Origin of the sequence: Sulfitobacter sp. M05, from assembly GCF_029285175.1 — a bacterium.
Taxonomy (GTDB): domain Bacteria; phylum Pseudomonadota; class Alphaproteobacteria; order Rhodobacterales; family Rhodobacteraceae; genus Sulfitobacter.
The window spans coordinates 1-14,981 of record NZ_JABEDH010000005.1; the positions used below are offsets into that span (position 1 = coordinate 1).

The 14,981-nt window shown below is 57.0% G+C and carries 17 protein-coding genes; 8 read left to right on the plus strand and 9 right to left on the minus strand.

The window, feature by feature from the left end; genetic code table 11:
- Nucleotides 1-209: 209 nt before the first annotated feature.
- Genes HKX44_RS16490 through HKX44_RS16500 form a run of 3 tightly spaced genes read right to left on the minus strand, consistent with a single transcriptional unit; the run spans nucleotide 210 to nucleotide 2,304 of the window.
- Nucleotides 210-464, minus strand: coding sequence for a DUF6525 family protein (locus HKX44_RS16490; RefSeq protein ID WP_276152469.1), 255 nt, complete (start codon nucleotides 462-464; stop codon nucleotides 210-212).
- Nucleotides 464-1,096, minus strand: coding sequence for a DUF1826 domain-containing protein (locus HKX44_RS16495; RefSeq protein ID WP_276152470.1), 633 nt, complete (start codon nucleotides 1,094-1,096; stop codon nucleotides 464-466). Before HKX44_RS16495 ends, HKX44_RS16490 begins: the two co-directional genes overlap by 1 nt.
- Nucleotides 1,093-2,304 carry a GTP-binding protein gene (locus tag HKX44_RS16500; protein WP_276152471.1) on the minus strand — a complete coding sequence of 404 codons (1,212 nt, stop codon included), beginning with the start codon at nucleotides 2,302-2,304 and terminating at the stop codon, nucleotides 1,093-1,095. Before HKX44_RS16500 ends, HKX44_RS16495 begins: the two co-directional genes overlap by 4 nt.
- A gap of 104 nt (nucleotides 2,305-2,408) precedes the next feature.
- Here HKX44_RS16500 and HKX44_RS16505 point away from each other — a divergent pair, with 104 nt between their 5' ends.
- Nucleotides 2,409-2,834 carry an Rrf2 family transcriptional regulator gene (locus HKX44_RS16505; protein WP_276152472.1) on the plus strand — a complete coding sequence of 142 codons (426 nt, stop codon included), beginning with the start codon at nucleotides 2,409-2,411 and terminating at the stop codon, nucleotides 2,832-2,834.
- Between the two features lie 94 nt (nucleotides 2,835-2,928).
- Here the strand turns inward: HKX44_RS16505 and HKX44_RS16510 are convergent, their stop codons facing one another.
- Nucleotides 2,929-3,567 (minus strand): class I SAM-dependent methyltransferase, encoded by a 639-nt coding sequence (locus tag HKX44_RS16510; protein WP_276152473.1) that lies wholly within the window; start codon nucleotides 3,565-3,567, stop codon nucleotides 2,929-2,931.
- Nucleotides 3,568-3,660: 93 nt separating this feature from the next.
- Between HKX44_RS16510 and HKX44_RS16515 the strand changes: the two genes are divergently transcribed.
- On the plus strand, nucleotides 3,661-4,539 hold the full coding sequence (locus tag HKX44_RS16515) for a LysR family transcriptional regulator (protein ID WP_276152474.1): 879 nt from the start codon (nucleotides 3,661-3,663) through the stop codon (nucleotides 4,537-4,539).
- Nucleotides 4,540-4,542: 3 nt separating this feature from the next.
- On the opposite strand, the gene pheT is transcribed toward HKX44_RS16515, so the two are convergent.
- Together pheT and pheS are read right to left on the minus strand one after the other, a co-directional pair.
- The gene (pheT, locus tag HKX44_RS16520; RefSeq protein WP_276152475.1) at nucleotides 4,543-6,942 is read right to left on the minus strand and encodes a phenylalanine--tRNA ligase subunit beta; all 2,400 of its coding nucleotides are present in this window, start codon (nucleotides 6,940-6,942) and stop codon (nucleotides 4,543-4,545) included.
- 573 nt (nucleotides 6,943-7,515) lie between these two features.
- Nucleotides 7,516-8,589, minus strand: coding sequence for a phenylalanine--tRNA ligase subunit alpha (gene pheS, locus HKX44_RS16525; RefSeq protein ID WP_276152476.1), 1,074 nt, complete (start codon nucleotides 8,587-8,589; stop codon nucleotides 7,516-7,518).
- A 205-nt stretch (nucleotides 8,590-8,794) separates the two neighbouring features.
- Here pheS and HKX44_RS16530 point away from each other — a divergent pair, with 205 nt between their 5' ends.
- Nucleotides 8,795-9,451 (plus strand): OmpA family protein, encoded by a 657-nt coding sequence (locus tag HKX44_RS16530; RefSeq protein ID WP_276152477.1) that lies wholly within the window; start codon nucleotides 8,795-8,797, stop codon nucleotides 9,449-9,451.
- Nucleotides 9,452-9,532: 81 nt separating this feature from the next.
- On the opposite strand, the gene HKX44_RS16535 is transcribed toward HKX44_RS16530, so the two are convergent.
- Nucleotides 9,533-10,231 carry a glutathione S-transferase N-terminal domain-containing protein gene (locus HKX44_RS16535; RefSeq protein ID WP_276152478.1) on the minus strand — a complete coding sequence of 233 codons (699 nt, stop codon included), beginning with the start codon at nucleotides 10,229-10,231 and terminating at the stop codon, nucleotides 9,533-9,535.
- A 147-nt stretch (nucleotides 10,232-10,378) separates the two neighbouring features.
- Between HKX44_RS16535 and mscL the strand changes: the two genes are divergently transcribed.
- Together mscL and HKX44_RS16545 are read left to right on the plus strand one after the other, a co-directional pair.
- Nucleotides 10,379-10,810 carry a large conductance mechanosensitive channel protein MscL gene (gene mscL, locus HKX44_RS16540; RefSeq protein ID WP_276152479.1) on the plus strand — a complete coding sequence of 144 codons (432 nt, stop codon included), beginning with the start codon at nucleotides 10,379-10,381 and terminating at the stop codon, nucleotides 10,808-10,810.
- Between the two features lie 227 nt (nucleotides 10,811-11,037).
- The gene (locus HKX44_RS16545; protein ID WP_276152480.1) at nucleotides 11,038-11,571 is read left to right on the plus strand and encodes a DUF2087 domain-containing protein; all 534 of its coding nucleotides are present in this window, start codon (nucleotides 11,038-11,040) and stop codon (nucleotides 11,569-11,571) included.
- Nucleotides 11,572-11,615: 44 nt separating this feature from the next.
- Here HKX44_RS16545 and ald read toward each other — a convergent pair whose 3' ends face one another.
- Nucleotides 11,616-12,734: an alanine dehydrogenase gene (gene ald / locus HKX44_RS16550; protein WP_276152481.1), complete on the minus strand. Its 1,119-nt coding sequence runs from the start codon at nucleotides 12,732-12,734 to the stop codon at nucleotides 11,616-11,618.
- Between the two features lie 139 nt (nucleotides 12,735-12,873).
- On the opposite strand from ald, the gene HKX44_RS16555 reads away from it, so the two are divergent.
- The gene (locus tag HKX44_RS16555) at nucleotides 12,874-13,335 is read left to right on the plus strand and encodes an Lrp/AsnC family transcriptional regulator (RefSeq protein WP_276152482.1); all 462 of its coding nucleotides are present in this window, start codon (nucleotides 12,874-12,876) and stop codon (nucleotides 13,333-13,335) included.
- 53 nt (nucleotides 13,336-13,388) lie between these two features.
- Nucleotides 13,389-13,895 (plus strand): GNAT family N-acetyltransferase, encoded by a 507-nt coding sequence (locus HKX44_RS16560; protein ID WP_276152483.1) that lies wholly within the window; start codon nucleotides 13,389-13,391, stop codon nucleotides 13,893-13,895.
- 25 nt (nucleotides 13,896-13,920) lie between these two features.
- On the opposite strand, the gene rpsU is transcribed toward HKX44_RS16560, so the two are convergent.
- Entirely contained in the window at nucleotides 13,921-14,127 is a 207-nt protein-coding gene (gene rpsU, locus HKX44_RS16565; protein WP_025043397.1) for a 30S ribosomal protein S21, read from the minus strand.
- Between the two features lie 112 nt (nucleotides 14,128-14,239).
- Here rpsU and HKX44_RS16570 point away from each other — a divergent pair, with 112 nt between their 5' ends.
- Nucleotides 14,240-14,926, plus strand: coding sequence for a COQ9 family protein (locus HKX44_RS16570; protein WP_276152484.1), 687 nt, complete (start codon nucleotides 14,240-14,242; stop codon nucleotides 14,924-14,926).
- The last annotated feature ends 55 nt before the right edge of the window (nucleotides 14,927-14,981 follow it).

Consider the following 14,981-nt stretch of genomic DNA (forward strand, 5'->3'; position numbering starts at 1 on the left):
AGTGCCTTAGCGCCGATGGTACTGCGTCTTAAGGCGTGGGAGAGTAGGTCATCGCCAAACCTAATAAAGACTTCAATTCAAAACGTATCTCTCTACGATGAAAAATCAATAATCCAAAATTACCGTAATCATACAACGATGAAACACACACCGCGGGTCAACGGTTTTTGATAATCTCCTTACTGATGGTTGTAGATCCTCCCGAAGGATCACCCGGGCAGGCCCGAGCGATCACGTGCCAACATCCGTGCTTCTGCTGCGGAAAGGGCAAGCAGCGCTTCTTGGGTAGTCAGTCCCTTCGCGCTAAACTTCTTCCACAAACGACGTGCTGATGTAGGCGACCACGGTAGCGTCGCCTGCGACAGCCAGTGCCGCAGTGGTTGGGGCAAGCTGTCATAACTTTTCATTGGATCTTCTGGCCGAGATTTACGCCGCAGGCTGGTTGCGCCCAAATTCCGGTTCATCACGCGTCCTCCGGATCGGTAATTGGGTCAATCACCAGCACCAACCGGGTTTCGCCCGTTCCCTCAATCGGTGGGGACCGGTGACGCAGACCGCGTGCCGGCGTTGCCGGCCAAAGTGTGCCCCGCAAAAGCACTGGTGCGCCGGTCGGGACAGTGAAAATTCGCTCGGGGTCTGACCGGTCGTTGGAAACCCCATATTGTGTCCCGATACCACGATAGGTGCAGACCAAACGGGCTGTGACAGCATCAATGTGAAATTTCCGACAGGCGTTTGTTGTTACGGCTTGCAGGCGCAAACGCAGATACTGGGTTTCCATAAGATCGGCAAAAACCGCGGCCTGTGTGGTCGCATCGTTGATCAGTTGTTCACGCTCGCGGCATGGCGGCGTTTTGGCGATGTCGCATAACTCGGTCAGCGCCGCACGAAAGGCGCTGCGGTGCAGGATGACCCGACCATTCGGCAGGTTTTCAGGTTGAAGCCCATCAATCCAGGCCTGAAATTCGGGCCGGGGCCGCCTGTGCCAGATTGCGGCGGCGCAGTCTGGCCGTTTGAACGCGGCCAGACCTTGGCTAGACGGGGTCACGACAACCCCGCCAACGGCCCCTTTGACTTTTTCCGCTACCAGCGTCATGCCGCTTCCTCGGCCCGGCGCCAGAGCGGAAAAGGATCGGGATAGTCGGGCAAGTTATCAGGGCTGGTTGCCGCAACTGCTGGCACCAAGCAGGCATCCAGCCGTGCCCTTAATGCCGGCCAGTCAATGCCAGCACCAATGAAAACGATCTCTTGCCGGCGATCGCCCCACGGCTCTTGCCAATGGGCTTGCATATAGGCTTTGGCACTTTCATGGTCCGGCCAGCTTTCTTTCGGGACCGATGCCCACCATGTCCCCAAGGGCTTAACACTCGACAACGACCCCGCCAGCGAAAATTCAGCGACCCAGCCCGGACGGGTGGCAATCCAGAAATGCCCTTTGGCCCGGATAACACCGGGCATATCGCCATTCAGTACCTCCAGAATCCGTTCAGGGATGAACGGCAGACGCGCGCGGTAAACGAATGACGCGACCCCATACTCTTCGGTCTCCGGAACATGATCGGCAAAGCCATAGAGCTCTTTCGCCCACATCGGATGTTCATGGGCCTTTTCGAAATCGAACAAGCCGGTGTCCAGAATGGCTGAAGCGGGGACTTCGGAGTGGTCGACTTCGATAATCTGCGCATCTGCATTCAGGCTGCGAATGATCTTGCGCGCGGCGTCCACACGCTCGGGGCCGGCATCGGTCACCTTGTTCAGGATCACAACGTCAGCGAATTCGATTTGGTCGGTCAGCAGATGTACAAGGGTGCGTTCATCCTCTTCGCCTAGCGTCTCGCCCCGATCCCTCAGGAAATCGTGGCTGGAAAAATCATTCAGCAGGTTTGCTGCATCAACGACGGTGACCATGGTGTCGAGACGGGAAATATCGGCAAGGCTGTTGCCGAATTCATCACGAAAATCAAATGTCGCGGCGACCGGCAAAGGTTCTGAGATGCCTGTAGATTCGATCAGCAGATAGTCGAATCGCCCCTCATCCGCGAGACGCCGCACCTCTTCCAGCAAATCATCACGCAGGGTGCAGCAGATACAGCCATTGGACATTTCAACAAGGGTTTCGTCTGTGCGGCTCAGTTCCGTGTCCGCCCGCACCAGATCGGCGTCGATGTTCACTTCGGACATATCGTTGACAATAACGGCGACACGGCGGCCATCACGGTTGTTCAGCACGCGATTGAGCAGCGTGGTTTTGCCCGCGCCAAGAAAGCCGGAAAGGACCGTGACGGGAAGGCGGGTATCTGACATGGTTAGCTCCATAGGTTGCGTTAAGCATCACGCAACTTACTCAGTTACTAGATCAATGCAACAATAAATGTTACATTACCGCGCGCCTTGGAGAAATCACGCCGATGAAACGCAATTCCCGTCTGTCGCTTGCACTGCATACCTTGGGTCATATGGCCGGTGATCCCGATGCCGTGCAGACTTCGGCGGATATTGCCAGCCATGCGGGCACGAATCCGGTTGTTGTGCGGCGTGTCTTGGGCAAGCTGAGAGAGGCCGGCCTGTTGACCTCGGAAAAGGGCCATGCAGGTGGCTGGCGGCTTGCCCGGCCCCCCCAGCAGATTACCTTGGCGGATGTTTATCTTGCGCTTGACGAAAGCCTGATTGCGTCCCCCGATGAGATGGAGCCGCCAGATTGTTCTATCGAGCACGTTTTGCAAAAGAAAGTCGCCGGGGTGATGGCGGATATCGAACGCAGTCTGATTGAGCGGTTGGCCGCGACGACAATTGCCGAGGTGCGCGAAAGCGGACAGGACGCTCACGTGCATTGACGGGTTTTGCGCCCCGTATGCACATCCAGATTGTTATGAGACCCTGCTGCCGGCATCATTGCGCTGCCTATGGAACAGTCCAGCCTAAAGGCCGCTACCCCGTCTTGCGCCGCGCCACCAGATAGCGGCTCATGCTGGGCTTGCTGATGGCCTCTATAATCTCGAAACCCGCAGCGGTTATCAGCGCCTCAAGGTCTGCAAAGCTCAGCTTGCGCACGAACGGGGCCTTGCCGACAAGCTGCATCACCGGAATCAGGGCACCGAACAGAAACCGCTTTATCCCAATGGATGGTTCGCTCAGGCAGGGGGTTTTGGTGATCAGTAAAGCACCGGGTTCTAGTATTTCGGACAGGGAGGCCAGTATGCCCTCCAGATCCTCAGTGAGATGAAAGATGTTGAACCCCAAAACCACATTCATGCCAGCGGCATCGTGGGCCGCCTGTGCGGCGGTCGCCACATGAAACCCAAGATTTTGTGCGCCCTGTTCTGCCGCTTTTTCCCGCGCGATCCGCAGCATTCCGGGGGAGATATCAGTGCCGGTGAACTGTGCTACGTTTGGGGCAAGCAGCAAGGCGGTTGACCCGGTGCCGCACCCGATTTCAAGCACTTTATCCTCCGCATTCAGATACCTGCGGGTTCGTTCAAGCGTATAGGCATAGGCCTGTTGGTCCCGGATTGGGGCCGCGGCATATTTCAGAGCGTTCTTGTCCCAGAACTTTGAAGCTTGTGACATGAGGTTTTCCTTATTGAGGCACCTCCAACTCAATATCAATGTATGGGTGTGGCGAGAATTGACGAAATTTGCAGGCTATATATACGTATTTGTATGGATTTATCGCTGACCGACTGGAACCACCTGCGCGCTTTTCTTGCCACGGCCGAAAACGGATCCCTGTCAGCGGCGGCGCGGGCATTGGGGCTGACCCAACCAACGTTGAGCCGGCAGATTGCTGCCCTGGAAGCGGCGTTGGACCTGATGCTGTTTGAACGCAATGGCCGCACCCTGACATTGACCGACGCGGGGCGCGCCCTGTTGATCCATGCGGGAGACATGGGCAGCGCCGCGCTGCGGTTGTCGCTGGCGGCCAGCGGTCAACGTTCTGAGCTTAGCGGTTTGGTACGGGTCACCGCCAGCGATGTCACGTCGGTTCATGATTTACCGCAGGTGCTGCGTGCGCTGCGCTTGCGGGCACCGCAGATCAGCGTCGAAGTGGTGGCGTCAAATGACATAGAAAACCTGATGCAGCGTGATGCAGATATCGCCGTGCGCAATGTTCGGCCCGATCATCCCAACCTTGTCGCGCGCCTGTTGCGAAAACGAAGCGGGTATTTCTATGCGACCACCGCATATCTCGACGCCCGAGGGCGCCCCAAAACACTGGATGATCTGGCGCTACATGACTGGATTGCCCTCGGGCCGGTGGTGCGGATGCACCGCTATATGGTCGACATGGGCATCCCGATCACACCGGAGAACTTTCGCATTATTTCGGAAAATGGTGTCGCCGCATGGGAAATGTGCCGGGCGGGCCTGGGCATCAGTGCGATGGACGCCGAGGTGGCGGCGAAATCACCCGACCTTGAAAAGATACTGCCGGAACATTTGCATGTGACCTATCCTGTCTGGTTGGTCACCCACCGCGAGGTCCACACCAGCCCGCGCATCAGGCTGGTGTTTGATCTTCTTGCCGAGGCATTAAGCTGAGCGTTACCCGCGCAGCACGCCACCCGTTGCCTTGGCCACCTTTTCGATGACCTTGGCTCCGACTGCCTCGATGTCGGCATCTTTCAGGGTCTTGCCTTCGGGCTGCAATCGGACCGTGATGGCCAGCGATTTTTTGCCTTCGCCCAGGCTGCCACCAATGAATTCATCGAAGACGCGAACGTCGGTGATCAACGTTTTGTCGGCCCCCATCGCCGCATTGACCAAAATCAACGCTTCGACATCGGCATCGACAACAAAGGCAAAATCACGCTCGACTGCTTGCAAATCGCTGATCTTGAGCGCGGGACGTGTGGCACCGGATTTGCGTGGCATTGGCACTTGTTCGGGCCACAATGTGAACGCCATCGCAGGGCCTTTCACATCCATCGCCGTCAGAATCTTCGGATGCACTTCGCCGTAGATGCCCAGCACTTTTTTCGGACCCAAACAGATCATACCGTGGCGGCCCGGATGCCATTCACTCGATGTGCCGCGCAGGATTTGCACCCGCGCAGGTGCGCCCATCGCCGCCAGCACCGCCTCGGCATCTGCCTTGACATCATAGACATCAACGGGCCGCGAAGCCCCATGCACATCTTTCGGGCCGGTCCGTCCGATCAACAAGCCACTGACCAGCGCGTGCTGTTCTTTCGGCTCTCCACCGTGAAAGGCGGGGCCGACCTCGAATAGGGCCATGTCGGCAAACCCACGCGCCTGATTACGCGCCGCGGCGGCCAGCAAACCGGGCAGCAAGGCAGGGCGCATATGGCTCATGTCGGCGCTGATCGGGTTTTCCAGACGGGTCTCGTCTGTGCCACCACCGAATAAAGCAGCGGATGCCTGATCAATGAAGCTGTAGGTAACGCATTCGTTGTATCCCAAAGCCGCCGCTGCCCGCCGTGCGGCCACTTCACGCCGCTGCATCGGTGACAGGATTGGGCGGGGCACACCGGCGCTGAGGCGCGGCAAAGGCACGCCTTCCAGCTTGGTCAAGGAGGCGATCCGCGCGACTTCCTCTACCAGATCGGCAGAGCCTTGCACGTCGGGGCGCCAGCTGGGCACATGGGCCATATCGCCCTCAAGCGTGAAACCAAGGGCCGTCAAGGTCGTCCGTTGGGTTTCTGCCGGAATCGTCATGCCAACCAATGATTGCACACGATCCGTGTCCAGTTTGTAAGCGCGGCTGGTATCAGGAATGGCACCGGCGACCACCACATCAGAGGCTTCTCCCCCCGCGTGATCCATGATCATCCGCGTTGCATGTTCGATGCCATGCGGTGTCCATTCGGGGTCAATACCGCGTTCAAAACGATACCGCGCATCCGAGTTGATCTTGAGCGCACGGCCCGTATAGGCGGTGCGGACCCGGTCGAAATAGGCTGCCTCAAGGAAGACATTTGTGGTCTCTTCGGTACAACCCGTCGCGAGACCACCCATCACACCACCGATGCTTTCAACGCTATTGGCATCGGAGATGATGGTCATACCCTCTGCAAATGTATATTCCTTGTCGTCCAGCCCCATCAGCGTTTCACCCCCTTTGGCGCGGTGCACACGCAGGGCATTGCCAGCAATCTTATCTGCGTCAAACACGTGCAAAGGCCGGTTGCGGTCATAGGTGAAAAAGTTTGTCACATCGACAAGGAAGGAAATCGGGCGCAGGCCAATCGCCTGCAACGCATCCTGCAACCACGCCGGCGAGGGGCCGTTTTTCAAGCCTTTGATCACACGGCCATAGAACACAGGACATTGTTCCAGCGTGTCCTCGTCAATCGTGACGCTAACCGGACAAGGGAAGGTGCCTGCAACCGGTTCGCAATCGCGCGCCTTCAACGTGCCCAAGCCCCGCGCGGCCAGATCACGCGCAATGCCGCGCACACCCAGAGCATCGGGGCGGTTCGGGGTGATTGCAATCTCGATCACCGGATCAACCTTGGCCGGATCGTTCAACGCCAGCCAATCAACAAAGGACTGCCCAACCTCGCCAGAGGGCAGTTCGATGATGCCGTCATGCTCTTCCGACAGCTCCATCTCGCGCTCGGACGCCATCATGCCAAAGCTATCGACCCCCCGAATTTTGCCCACGCCAATGGTTGTATCAATTCCCGGCACATAGACACCCGGTTTGGCGACAACCACGGTGATCCCCGCGCGGGCGTTCGGTGCGCCGCAAATGATCTGCATCACGCCTTCGTCGGTCTCAACCTGACAGACGTTCAGCCGGTCGGCATCGGGGTGTTTTTCGGCGGATTTGACATACCCAATGGTAAAATCACGCAGCCGTGCCCCGCGATCCTCGACGCCCTCAACCTCAAGGCCAAGATCGGTCAGGGTTTCGCAGATTTCATCGACCGTGGCCGTGGTCTCCAGATGGTCTTTCAACCAGGAAAGCGTGAATTTCATGTCTCAATCCTCGTGCGTGTGCTTGGGTTCAGTCGGTATCGCCAAACGGGGCGGGGATCAATGCGGTTTGCTGATTGCACCAACGCGCGCCGTGCCATCGACGGCCCGCGGGGTGGCGATACCACGCTGGTTCTCTGGCAGTTTATGTTTCAGCTGTGATGAATTCTATCGAGGTCACTCCCAGCCTCACCAAATCGCCAACCCGATGGGGCGGGTAGGCGATGGCACGGCGGCTGCAAGCAGCCTTGATTCCGTGCTTGGTGCTCAGATATTGCGTTAGTTCTTACCACTACGTTTAATGAGATTTTGAACCTGTTTGGTTCTCCGCCATGCCTTAGTTGCTTTTTCCTGCACTGCACTGCGATTCCTAGATGCTGCCAAGTAAGCCGGAACCAGAAGCAATGCCATCACGGGATACAAAACAAGAATCCAGATAGGCGGAACAATCCAGAGAAGAAATAGCAGAGGGAATTGCATCAGAAACGTGCCTGCTTCCCACAGAATTGGGTGCCTTGCTGTCCGCCTTACCCACCAATCATAGTAAGCCCCAAGCCAGACCCCAATTAGATACATCTACCTACTCAAGCCACCATGCAAATTCGGCTGATCCAGCGACGCAAACCCGTAGTGCCGCAACCAGCGCAGATCGCTGTCAAAGAACGCCCGCAAATCCGGTATCCCGTATTTCAGCATCGCGATCCGGTCGATGCCCATGCCGAATGCAAAGCCCTGCCAGACGTCAGGATCAATCCCGCCCGCCTGCAACACTTTCGGATGCACCATGCCGGAACCCAGCACTTCCATCCAGCCGTCGCCCTCGCCAATGCGCAACTGGCCGTCGACCCATGAACACTGGATATCAACCTCGGCAGAGGGTTCCGTGAACGGGAAGTGGGAGGCGCGGAAACGGGTTTTGATGCCGTCAATTTCAAAGAACGCGGAAAAGAATTCCTCAAGCGTCCATTTAAGGTTCGCCATCGAGATGTCTTTGTCGATCGCCAGCCCCTCGACCTGATGGAACATCGGCGTATGGGTCTGGTCATAGTCCGCGCGGTAGACGCCACCGGGGCAGATGATGCGCAGCGGCGCGCCCTCGGCCTCCATCGTGCGGATTTGTACCGGCGAGGTATGGGTGCGCAAAACATGCGGCGGGCGGTTGTCGCCCTCGGCGCGGGCCATGTAGAACGTATCCATCTCTGCGCGGGCAGGGTGGTGGCCGGGAATGTTCAGCGCGTCGAAGTTATACCAGTCGGTGTCAATGCGCGGCCCTTCGGCAACGGAAAACCCCATTTCGGCGAAAATCGCGGTCAGTTCTTCGGTGACCTGAGATACGGGATGGATCGTGCCCTGCCGCTGTGCGCGTACGGGCAATGTCACGTCGAGCCATTCAGAGCGCAGCCGTTCGTCCAGCGCGGCATCGCCAAGGGCGGCTTTTTTCGCAGCCAGTGCTGAATTGATCTCGTCTTTCAACGCATTCAGCGCCGGGCCGACGGTCTGGCGTTCTTCCGGCGTCATCTTGCCCAGTTCGCGCATTTTCAACGCGACCTCGCCCTTTTTGCCCACGGCGGCCAGCCTGATATCTTCCAGACCCGATTCATCCGTCGCATCCGCAATCAGCTTCAGGTATTTTTGCTTGAGATCATCCATCGGGCACCCTCGAAATTTGCTTGGTTTGTGCTACTTGCGGTCCTGTGGAAATGCAACCCACCGACAAGGGGCAGAATGGGGGCTTATCCACAGGAAAATCGCGCTGGGCGTGAAAATGGTGCCTGCTGTCCTTGGCCACGGGCCGCATAGGGTGGTAAGGTTTTGCTGAAACCCAACATATTGCAGAACTCTCAAGGAATCGCCGGTGCCGCCTCCCAGCCCATTCAAACCTGCATCGCGCCATGGTCGTCCGGGCTTGATCCGCGCCTTGGCCAGCGGTGCGATTGCGGTTCTGCTGGGCGTTGGTGCTTTGACCGCCCTGCGCGTGGCGACCGGTGACGTCGGACCTGATGTGATTGACCGCGCAGCTACACCACAGCGCATTCCCGATCTGGAAATTCTGGCAATGGCGCGGATGGTGTCTCCGCCGGCACCGGGATCGTTTTCGATTGGCGAAGTACCAGCGCAAGTGTCCCCCGTGGTGCCCCCCTCTGATGACGACTGTGTACAAACGCTTCATCAGGCGTTGTCATCTACCATCGTGCGCTTTGACAGCGGCAGTTTTGAAATCACGCCACAGCATATCGCCGGCATGGCGCGGATCAGTGATCGGATCATGGCCTGTGAAACGGCCTATGTTATGGTGGGCGGACATGCGGATGGGGGCGGTGATGACGCGGCGAACCTTGCGCTGAGCTGGGAACGTGCGGACCGGACACTTAATCATCTGCTGTTGCTGGGCGTTGATCCCGCCGCCATCGAGGCCGTGGGCTATGGCGCGCGTGCGCCCCTGTCGCAAGGTTCAAATGAAGATGACGGCAGCGACCATCGGGTTGATTTCAAGGTGATGCGAAAGCCCTGAACACTGTGCGGCAGAATGCCCTAGGATCGTTTGATGTGCGGGCCGCGGCTATTTCGCAGCGCAGCTGTGGCCCGCAAAGGGTTAATCGCGCGGCGGTGTTACCAGCCCTTTTTGCACAGCAGGGCGGGCGGTAAAACGCTCAAGATAGGCCACGAGGTTCTTGTGATCATCCCAGCCCAGCAGGTCCTTGGCACCGTAGAAATCCAGCGCCCGCAGCCACGGCGCAATCGCCATATCCGCGATGGAATATGCGCCAGTGATCCAGTCCTTGCCCGCCATTTCGCCCTCTAGAACAGAAAGCAGACGCTTGGCCTCGGCGACATAGCGGTCTTGGGGGCGTTTATCTTCCCATTCTGAACCGGCGAATTTGTAAAAGAATCCGAGCTGCCCCAGCATCGGGCCAAGGCCACCCATCTGGAACATCAGCCACTGCTGGGTCTTTGCTTTTTCACGTGCTGATGTCCCCATGAATTGGCCTGATTTTTCTGCGAGGTAAATCAGGATCGCGCCCGATTCAAACAGACCAAGCGGCGCGCCGTCTGGCCCGTTCGGGTCAATGATCGCGGGGATTTTGTTGTTGGGGTTGAGGGACAGGAATTGCGCGCTTTTCACGTCGGCATCGGACAGCGTCACTTTATGGGCTTCGTAAGGAATGCCCATTTCCTCCAGCGCAATTGAAATTTTGACCCCGTTTGGTGTCGGGAACGAATAAAGCTGCAATACGTCGGGGTTCTGTGCGGGCCATCTTTGCGTGATGGGAAAATTTGAAAGGTCGGGCATTTCTTACTCCAGTGTGGGTTATTGAGATAAAGTAGGTGTTTTTCCCCCGAAAAACAGCCTTACCGATGTGCGGTGATGTGCTAGGGCATGTGCGGTAACGAGCCGACTGAACAAACAGCGGACGTAAGTGGAAAAAAGGGACAAGTAATGATTCAAGAATTCAAAGACTTCATCGCCAAAGGCAATGTCATGGACATGGCAGTTGGTATCATCATCGGCGCGGCCTTCACGGCCATTGTGACATCGCTGGTGGGTGATCTGATCAACCCGATTATCGGTCTGGTTTCCGGCGGTGTTGATTTCACCAACAAATATGCGGTTCTTAGCGGCGAAGTGCCTGCTGGCGCATCATTGGAAGCTGCACGCGAAACGGGTGGTGCAATCTTTGCTTATGGTGCCTTCATTATGGCGGTCATCAACTTCCTGATCATTGCATGGGTTGTGTTCATGCTGGTCAAAGCGGTGAACAAAGCGAAAGACTCGGTTAAGGAAGAAGAGGTTGTCGCCGAGGCAGCCCCAGCTGGTCCAACACAAGAAGAGCTGTTGGCTGACATCCTGAAGGCGCTGCAAAAGTCCTGATAGGGATGTTTGAGAGATCGGAAGGGCCTGCCAAATGGTGGGCCTTTCTTGTTTTTGTTGTCCGGCCAGCAAAGCTGCGCTAGAAAGCCCTTGGTTGGCAGTCACCAAGGCGTCGCTGTTTCGCAAGGAAAGCTAAAGCTGCCGTTCACGCTTCATTGATACATCTGTTCAATGCCGCGTCCGTAAGTCAGCGACCACGGATCTTTTGCGGCACTAAAGGACATGACATGTCAAAAGAAGCCATTCCGCTGTTGGTGGCGGATATCACCCCCTTTGCGCGATCTTTGTCGCTTCAGCTCAAGGATACGGATGGAAAACCGTCGCATCTTGCTTTGCTGAACATGCTGGCCCGTGCCTCGGGGTTTCGAAATTACCAACATTTGCGCGCATCTGAGGCGGCCAAGGGACGGTTAGCAGACACAGCACCGCAGGCGGATTTCAAACGGGTCGAAAAATGCCTAGAGCAGTTCGACGATGCCGGGCAGCTGATCCGTTGGCCGTCGAAACGGTTTGTGCAGGAGTTGTGCCTTTGGGTGCTTTGGTCACACCTGCCACGCGGCGAGGTGATGCAGGAACGCGATGTGAACGGGCTGTTGAACAAGGCGCATCTGTTTGAGGATGCCGCGATCTTGCGGCGCAGCCTGATCGGGCTCAAACTGGTGTCGCGCAATGCCGACGGGACGGATTACCGGCGCATTGAACAAACGCCGCCACCAGAGGCCATTGCTGTGATCCGCGAGATATCGGCGCGGCGGTCCTGAAAAAATCGGCAGGCCGGAATGTGTTGTCCGGCCTGCCTTTTGTCTTACGCTTTCAACGCGAGTTTTGGTGACAGCACGTCAATACCCAGTGCTTTGCCTACTGCGTGATAAGTCAACTGCCCCGCGTGAACGTTCAACCCGTTCAGCAGGTGTTCGTCATCTGCGCAGGCCTGACGCCAGCCCTTGTTGGCAAGGTCAAGCATGAAAGGCATGGTGGCGTTGCCCAATGCGATGGTCGAGGTGCGCGCAACCGCTCCCGGCATGTTGGCAACGCAGTAGTGCATGATGCCGTCAACTTCATAAACGGGGTCTTGGTGCGTGGTCGCTTTGGATGTCTCGAAACAGCCACCCTGGTCAATCGCAACGTCCACAAGGGCCGCGCCGGGTTTCAACTCGCTGAGCTGTGCGCGGCTGATTAGTTTCGGCGCTTCGGCACCGGGAATCAGGACCGCACCGATGATCATGTCGGCCTCGCGGGCCAGTTCGATGGTGTTCTGTGCGGACGCATAGGAGGTCTTGAACGTACCGCCATAAACGTCATCCAGATAGCGCATCCGGGGCAGAGATCTGTCCAGCACGGTTACATCCGCGCCCATACCGGCCGCGATACGGGCCGCGTGGGTGCCAACAACACCGCCACCGATCACCACAACGCGGGCCGGACCAACGCCGGGCACGCCGCCCATCAACACGCCACGCCCGCCGTTTGCTTTCTGCAAAGTCCACGCGCCAACCTGTGGGGCCAGACGACCCGCAACTTCGGACATCGGTGCCAGCAGGGGCAGCCCGCCGGTACGGTCTGTGACGGTTTCATAGGCGATACATGTGGCGCCAGAGGCCAGCAAATCCTTGGTCTGTTCTGGATCGGGCGCGAGGTGCAGATAGGTAAAGAGCAACTGCCCTTCACGCAGCATTTTGCGTTCGCCTGCCTGGGGCTCCTTTACCTTGACGATCATATCGGCAGCGGCAAAGATTTCGGCAGCGGTGCCGATGATCTGGGCACCGGCGGCCTCGTAATCGCTGTCCTCAAAGCCGGCACCCTGACCGGCACCCGCCTGCACGATCACTTCGTGACCGGCATTGATGGCTTCAAGTGCGGCACTTGGCGTCAGGCCGACGCGGAATTCTTGGGGTTTAATCTCTGTTGGGCAACCAATTTTCATTTTTGCGTCCTTTTGTTCGCATTGTGCCTGATATTTAGGCAGCTTCGACTGCAAAGGGGCACGAATAGCCGTGGCGTTTCAGTCCATTTTTCGGATACCTTTGCAAAATAGTGTTAATCCACGCGAGATTTTTGCGCATATGAGCCTTGATGAGATTGATCGGCGTATCCTGCGCGCCTTACAGCGAAACGGCCGGATGTCGAATGCAGAACTGTCTGACGACGTGCATCTGTCCCCCTCCGCCTGTCATCGGCGGGTCCAGCGGATGGAGAAAGAGGGATATATCAAGGACTATGTTGCCTTGTTGGATGCCCGTATGTTGAACGTGCCGACAACGGTGTTTGTAGAAATCACCCTGCGCGGGCAGGCCGATGACATTTTGGATGCATTTGAAAAATCCGTGGCGCGGATACCGGATGTGCTGGAATGTCATCTGATGGCAGGCTCTGCGGATTACTTGTTAAAGGTGGTGGCGGAAAACACCGAAGATTTTGCACGGATTCATCGGCAATATCTGGCGCGCCTGCCGGGGGTTCAAGGGATGCAATCGAGCTTTGCGCTGCGCACCGTGTTTAAAACGACGGCGTTGCCTGTGGTGTGAACATTGATTGAGTGCCCATTTCGCTTAAGCTGGACTGCTGCTCATTTGCGAAAATGGATATCAAGCTTCTTTCCATTGGTGCCGCGCAAGACTGTCGTCGGATATTGAAGTCTCTGCCTGAGTGGTTTGGAGACGCCGAGGCTTTGGATATGTACATTGCCCATGCCGGGCATTCTCCAGTGGTCGTTGCGCGCATGGATGGCGCTGTTGTCGGCTATATTTCTATATCGGAACATTTTGGAAGAAACTGCGAGATTCACTCAATGGGGGTGGATAAAGCCAACCATCGCAGTGGCTTGGGAAAAGCTATGGTGCGCCACCTGTTCGATTACGCTACAAATGCGGGTTTTTCATACCTTTCAGTCAAAACCCTATCCGAGCGGCACGCCGACCCAAACTACGAGGCTACAAGACAGTTCTATAGAGCAGTTGGCTTTGAGCCATTTGAGGAGTTGCCGACGCTTTGGGGCAAGGATCTGCCTTGTTTGGTGATGCTTCTTCCGCTCGCCTCTCCCCAAATAAAAACCCCCGCAGCCCTCACAGGCCACGGGGGTTCTTAATTCTTCAGCAAACGCTGGGAATGATTTACATCATACCTTCGCGCTGTGCTTTTTTGCGAGCCAACTTACGGGAACGACGAATCGCTTCCGCCTTCTCACGCGCTTTTTTCTCTGACGGCTTCTCGAAATGTTGCTTAAGCTTCATTTCACGAAATACGCCTTCGCGCTGGAGTTTTTTCTTCAGAGCCCGAAGGGCCTGATCGACGTTGTTGTCACGAACACTAACCTGCATGTGGTTTTCACCACCTTTCTAGGATAAAGTTGCAAGGATTTGCAGGAAACCGGCCTATATCAAGGTCAAACCCGTTTGTCGAGTCTTCCTGACCTGCTGAAAAGGACCAAATATGTCTGACCCAAAACACCTCTTGCTGGATGCAGCGCTGCCGCATGTGCCCTTTGATGGATGGAGCGAGGCCACTTTCGAGGCGGCTGTCGCGGACAGTGGCGTGGAAAAAACGGTGGCCCGCGCCGTTTGTCCCCGTGGGGCGGTCGATCTGGCCGTGGCCTATCACCAGCGCGGCGATCAGCAGATGTTGGATTCCCTCGGCGATGAAGACCTGAGTGCGATGCGTTTTCGTGACCGGATTGCCCATGCGGTACGCCTGCGATTGGAAGCTGTTGGTGACAAGGAAGCCGTCCGGCGCGGCACCACGCTGTTTGCCCTGCCGCCCTATGCGCCGGATGGTGCAAAGCTGGTCTGGGGGACAGCGGATCATATCTGGGAGGCGCTGGGCGATACTTCGGATGATTTCAACTGGTATTCGAAACGCATGACGCTAAGCGGCGTCTATTCAGCAACGGTGTTGTTCTGGTTGGGGGACACAAGCGAAGGGCACGCCGCCACCTGGGCATTTCTCGACCGGCGGATCGACAATGTGATGCAGATCGAAAAACTGAAAGCGCAGGTCAACAAGAACCCGACGCTGGGCAAGCTGATGGCGGGGCCAAATTGGTTGTTGGGCCGGATCAAGGCACCAGTGCGCTTTCCCAAGGGGGATTTTCCCGGTTCATGGACTGCGCGACGGGACTGAACACCTAGCAACAGTGTTCGTCAGGGGGGCTGGCTCCCTTTACTTCATCAGATGA

What these genes read in the sequence shown, in the direction of transcription:
- HKX44_RS16490 (WP_276152469.1), bottom strand. Translation starts at nt 464, where the DNA reads ATGAACCGGAATTTGGGCGCAACCAGCCTGCGGCGTAAATCTCGGCCA.
- HKX44_RS16495 (WP_276152470.1), bottom strand. Translation starts at nt 1,096, where the DNA reads ATGACGCTGGTAGCGGAAAAAGTCAAAGGGGCCGTTGGCGGGGTTGTC.
- HKX44_RS16500 (WP_276152471.1), bottom strand. Translation starts at nt 2,304, where the DNA reads ATGTCAGATACCCGCCTTCCCGTCACGGTCCTTTCCGGCTTTCTTGGC.
- HKX44_RS16505 (WP_276152472.1), top strand. Translation starts at nt 2,409, where the DNA reads ATGAAACGCAATTCCCGTCTGTCGCTTGCACTGCATACCTTGGGTCAT.
- HKX44_RS16510 (WP_276152473.1), bottom strand. Translation starts at nt 3,567, where the DNA reads ATGTCACAAGCTTCAAAGTTCTGGGACAAGAACGCTCTGAAATATGCC.
- HKX44_RS16515 (WP_276152474.1), top strand. Translation starts at nt 3,661, where the DNA reads ATGGATTTATCGCTGACCGACTGGAACCACCTGCGCGCTTTTCTTGCC.
- pheT (WP_276152475.1), bottom strand. Translation starts at nt 6,942, where the DNA reads ATGAAATTCACGCTTTCCTGGTTGAAAGACCATCTGGAGACCACGGCC.
- pheS (WP_276152476.1), bottom strand. Translation starts at nt 8,589, where the DNA reads ATGGATGATCTCAAGCAAAAATACCTGAAGCTGATTGCGGATGCGACG.
- HKX44_RS16535 (WP_276152478.1), bottom strand. Translation starts at nt 10,231, where the DNA reads ATGCCCGACCTTTCAAATTTTCCCATCACGCAAAGATGGCCCGCACAG.
- mscL (WP_276152479.1), top strand. Translation starts at nt 10,379, where the DNA reads ATGATTCAAGAATTCAAAGACTTCATCGCCAAAGGCAATGTCATGGAC.
- HKX44_RS16545 (WP_276152480.1), top strand. Translation starts at nt 11,038, where the DNA reads ATGTCAAAAGAAGCCATTCCGCTGTTGGTGGCGGATATCACCCCCTTT.
- ald (WP_276152481.1), bottom strand. Translation starts at nt 12,734, where the DNA reads ATGAAAATTGGTTGCCCAACAGAGATTAAACCCCAAGAATTCCGCGTC.
- HKX44_RS16555 (WP_276152482.1), top strand. Translation starts at nt 12,874, where the DNA reads ATGAGCCTTGATGAGATTGATCGGCGTATCCTGCGCGCCTTACAGCGA.
- HKX44_RS16560 (WP_276152483.1), top strand. Translation starts at nt 13,389, where the DNA reads ATGGATATCAAGCTTCTTTCCATTGGTGCCGCGCAAGACTGTCGTCGG.
- rpsU (WP_025043397.1), bottom strand. Translation starts at nt 14,127, where the DNA reads ATGCAGGTTAGTGTTCGTGACAACAACGTCGATCAGGCCCTTCGGGCT.
- HKX44_RS16570 (WP_276152484.1), top strand. Translation starts at nt 14,240, where the DNA reads ATGTCTGACCCAAAACACCTCTTGCTGGATGCAGCGCTGCCGCATGTG.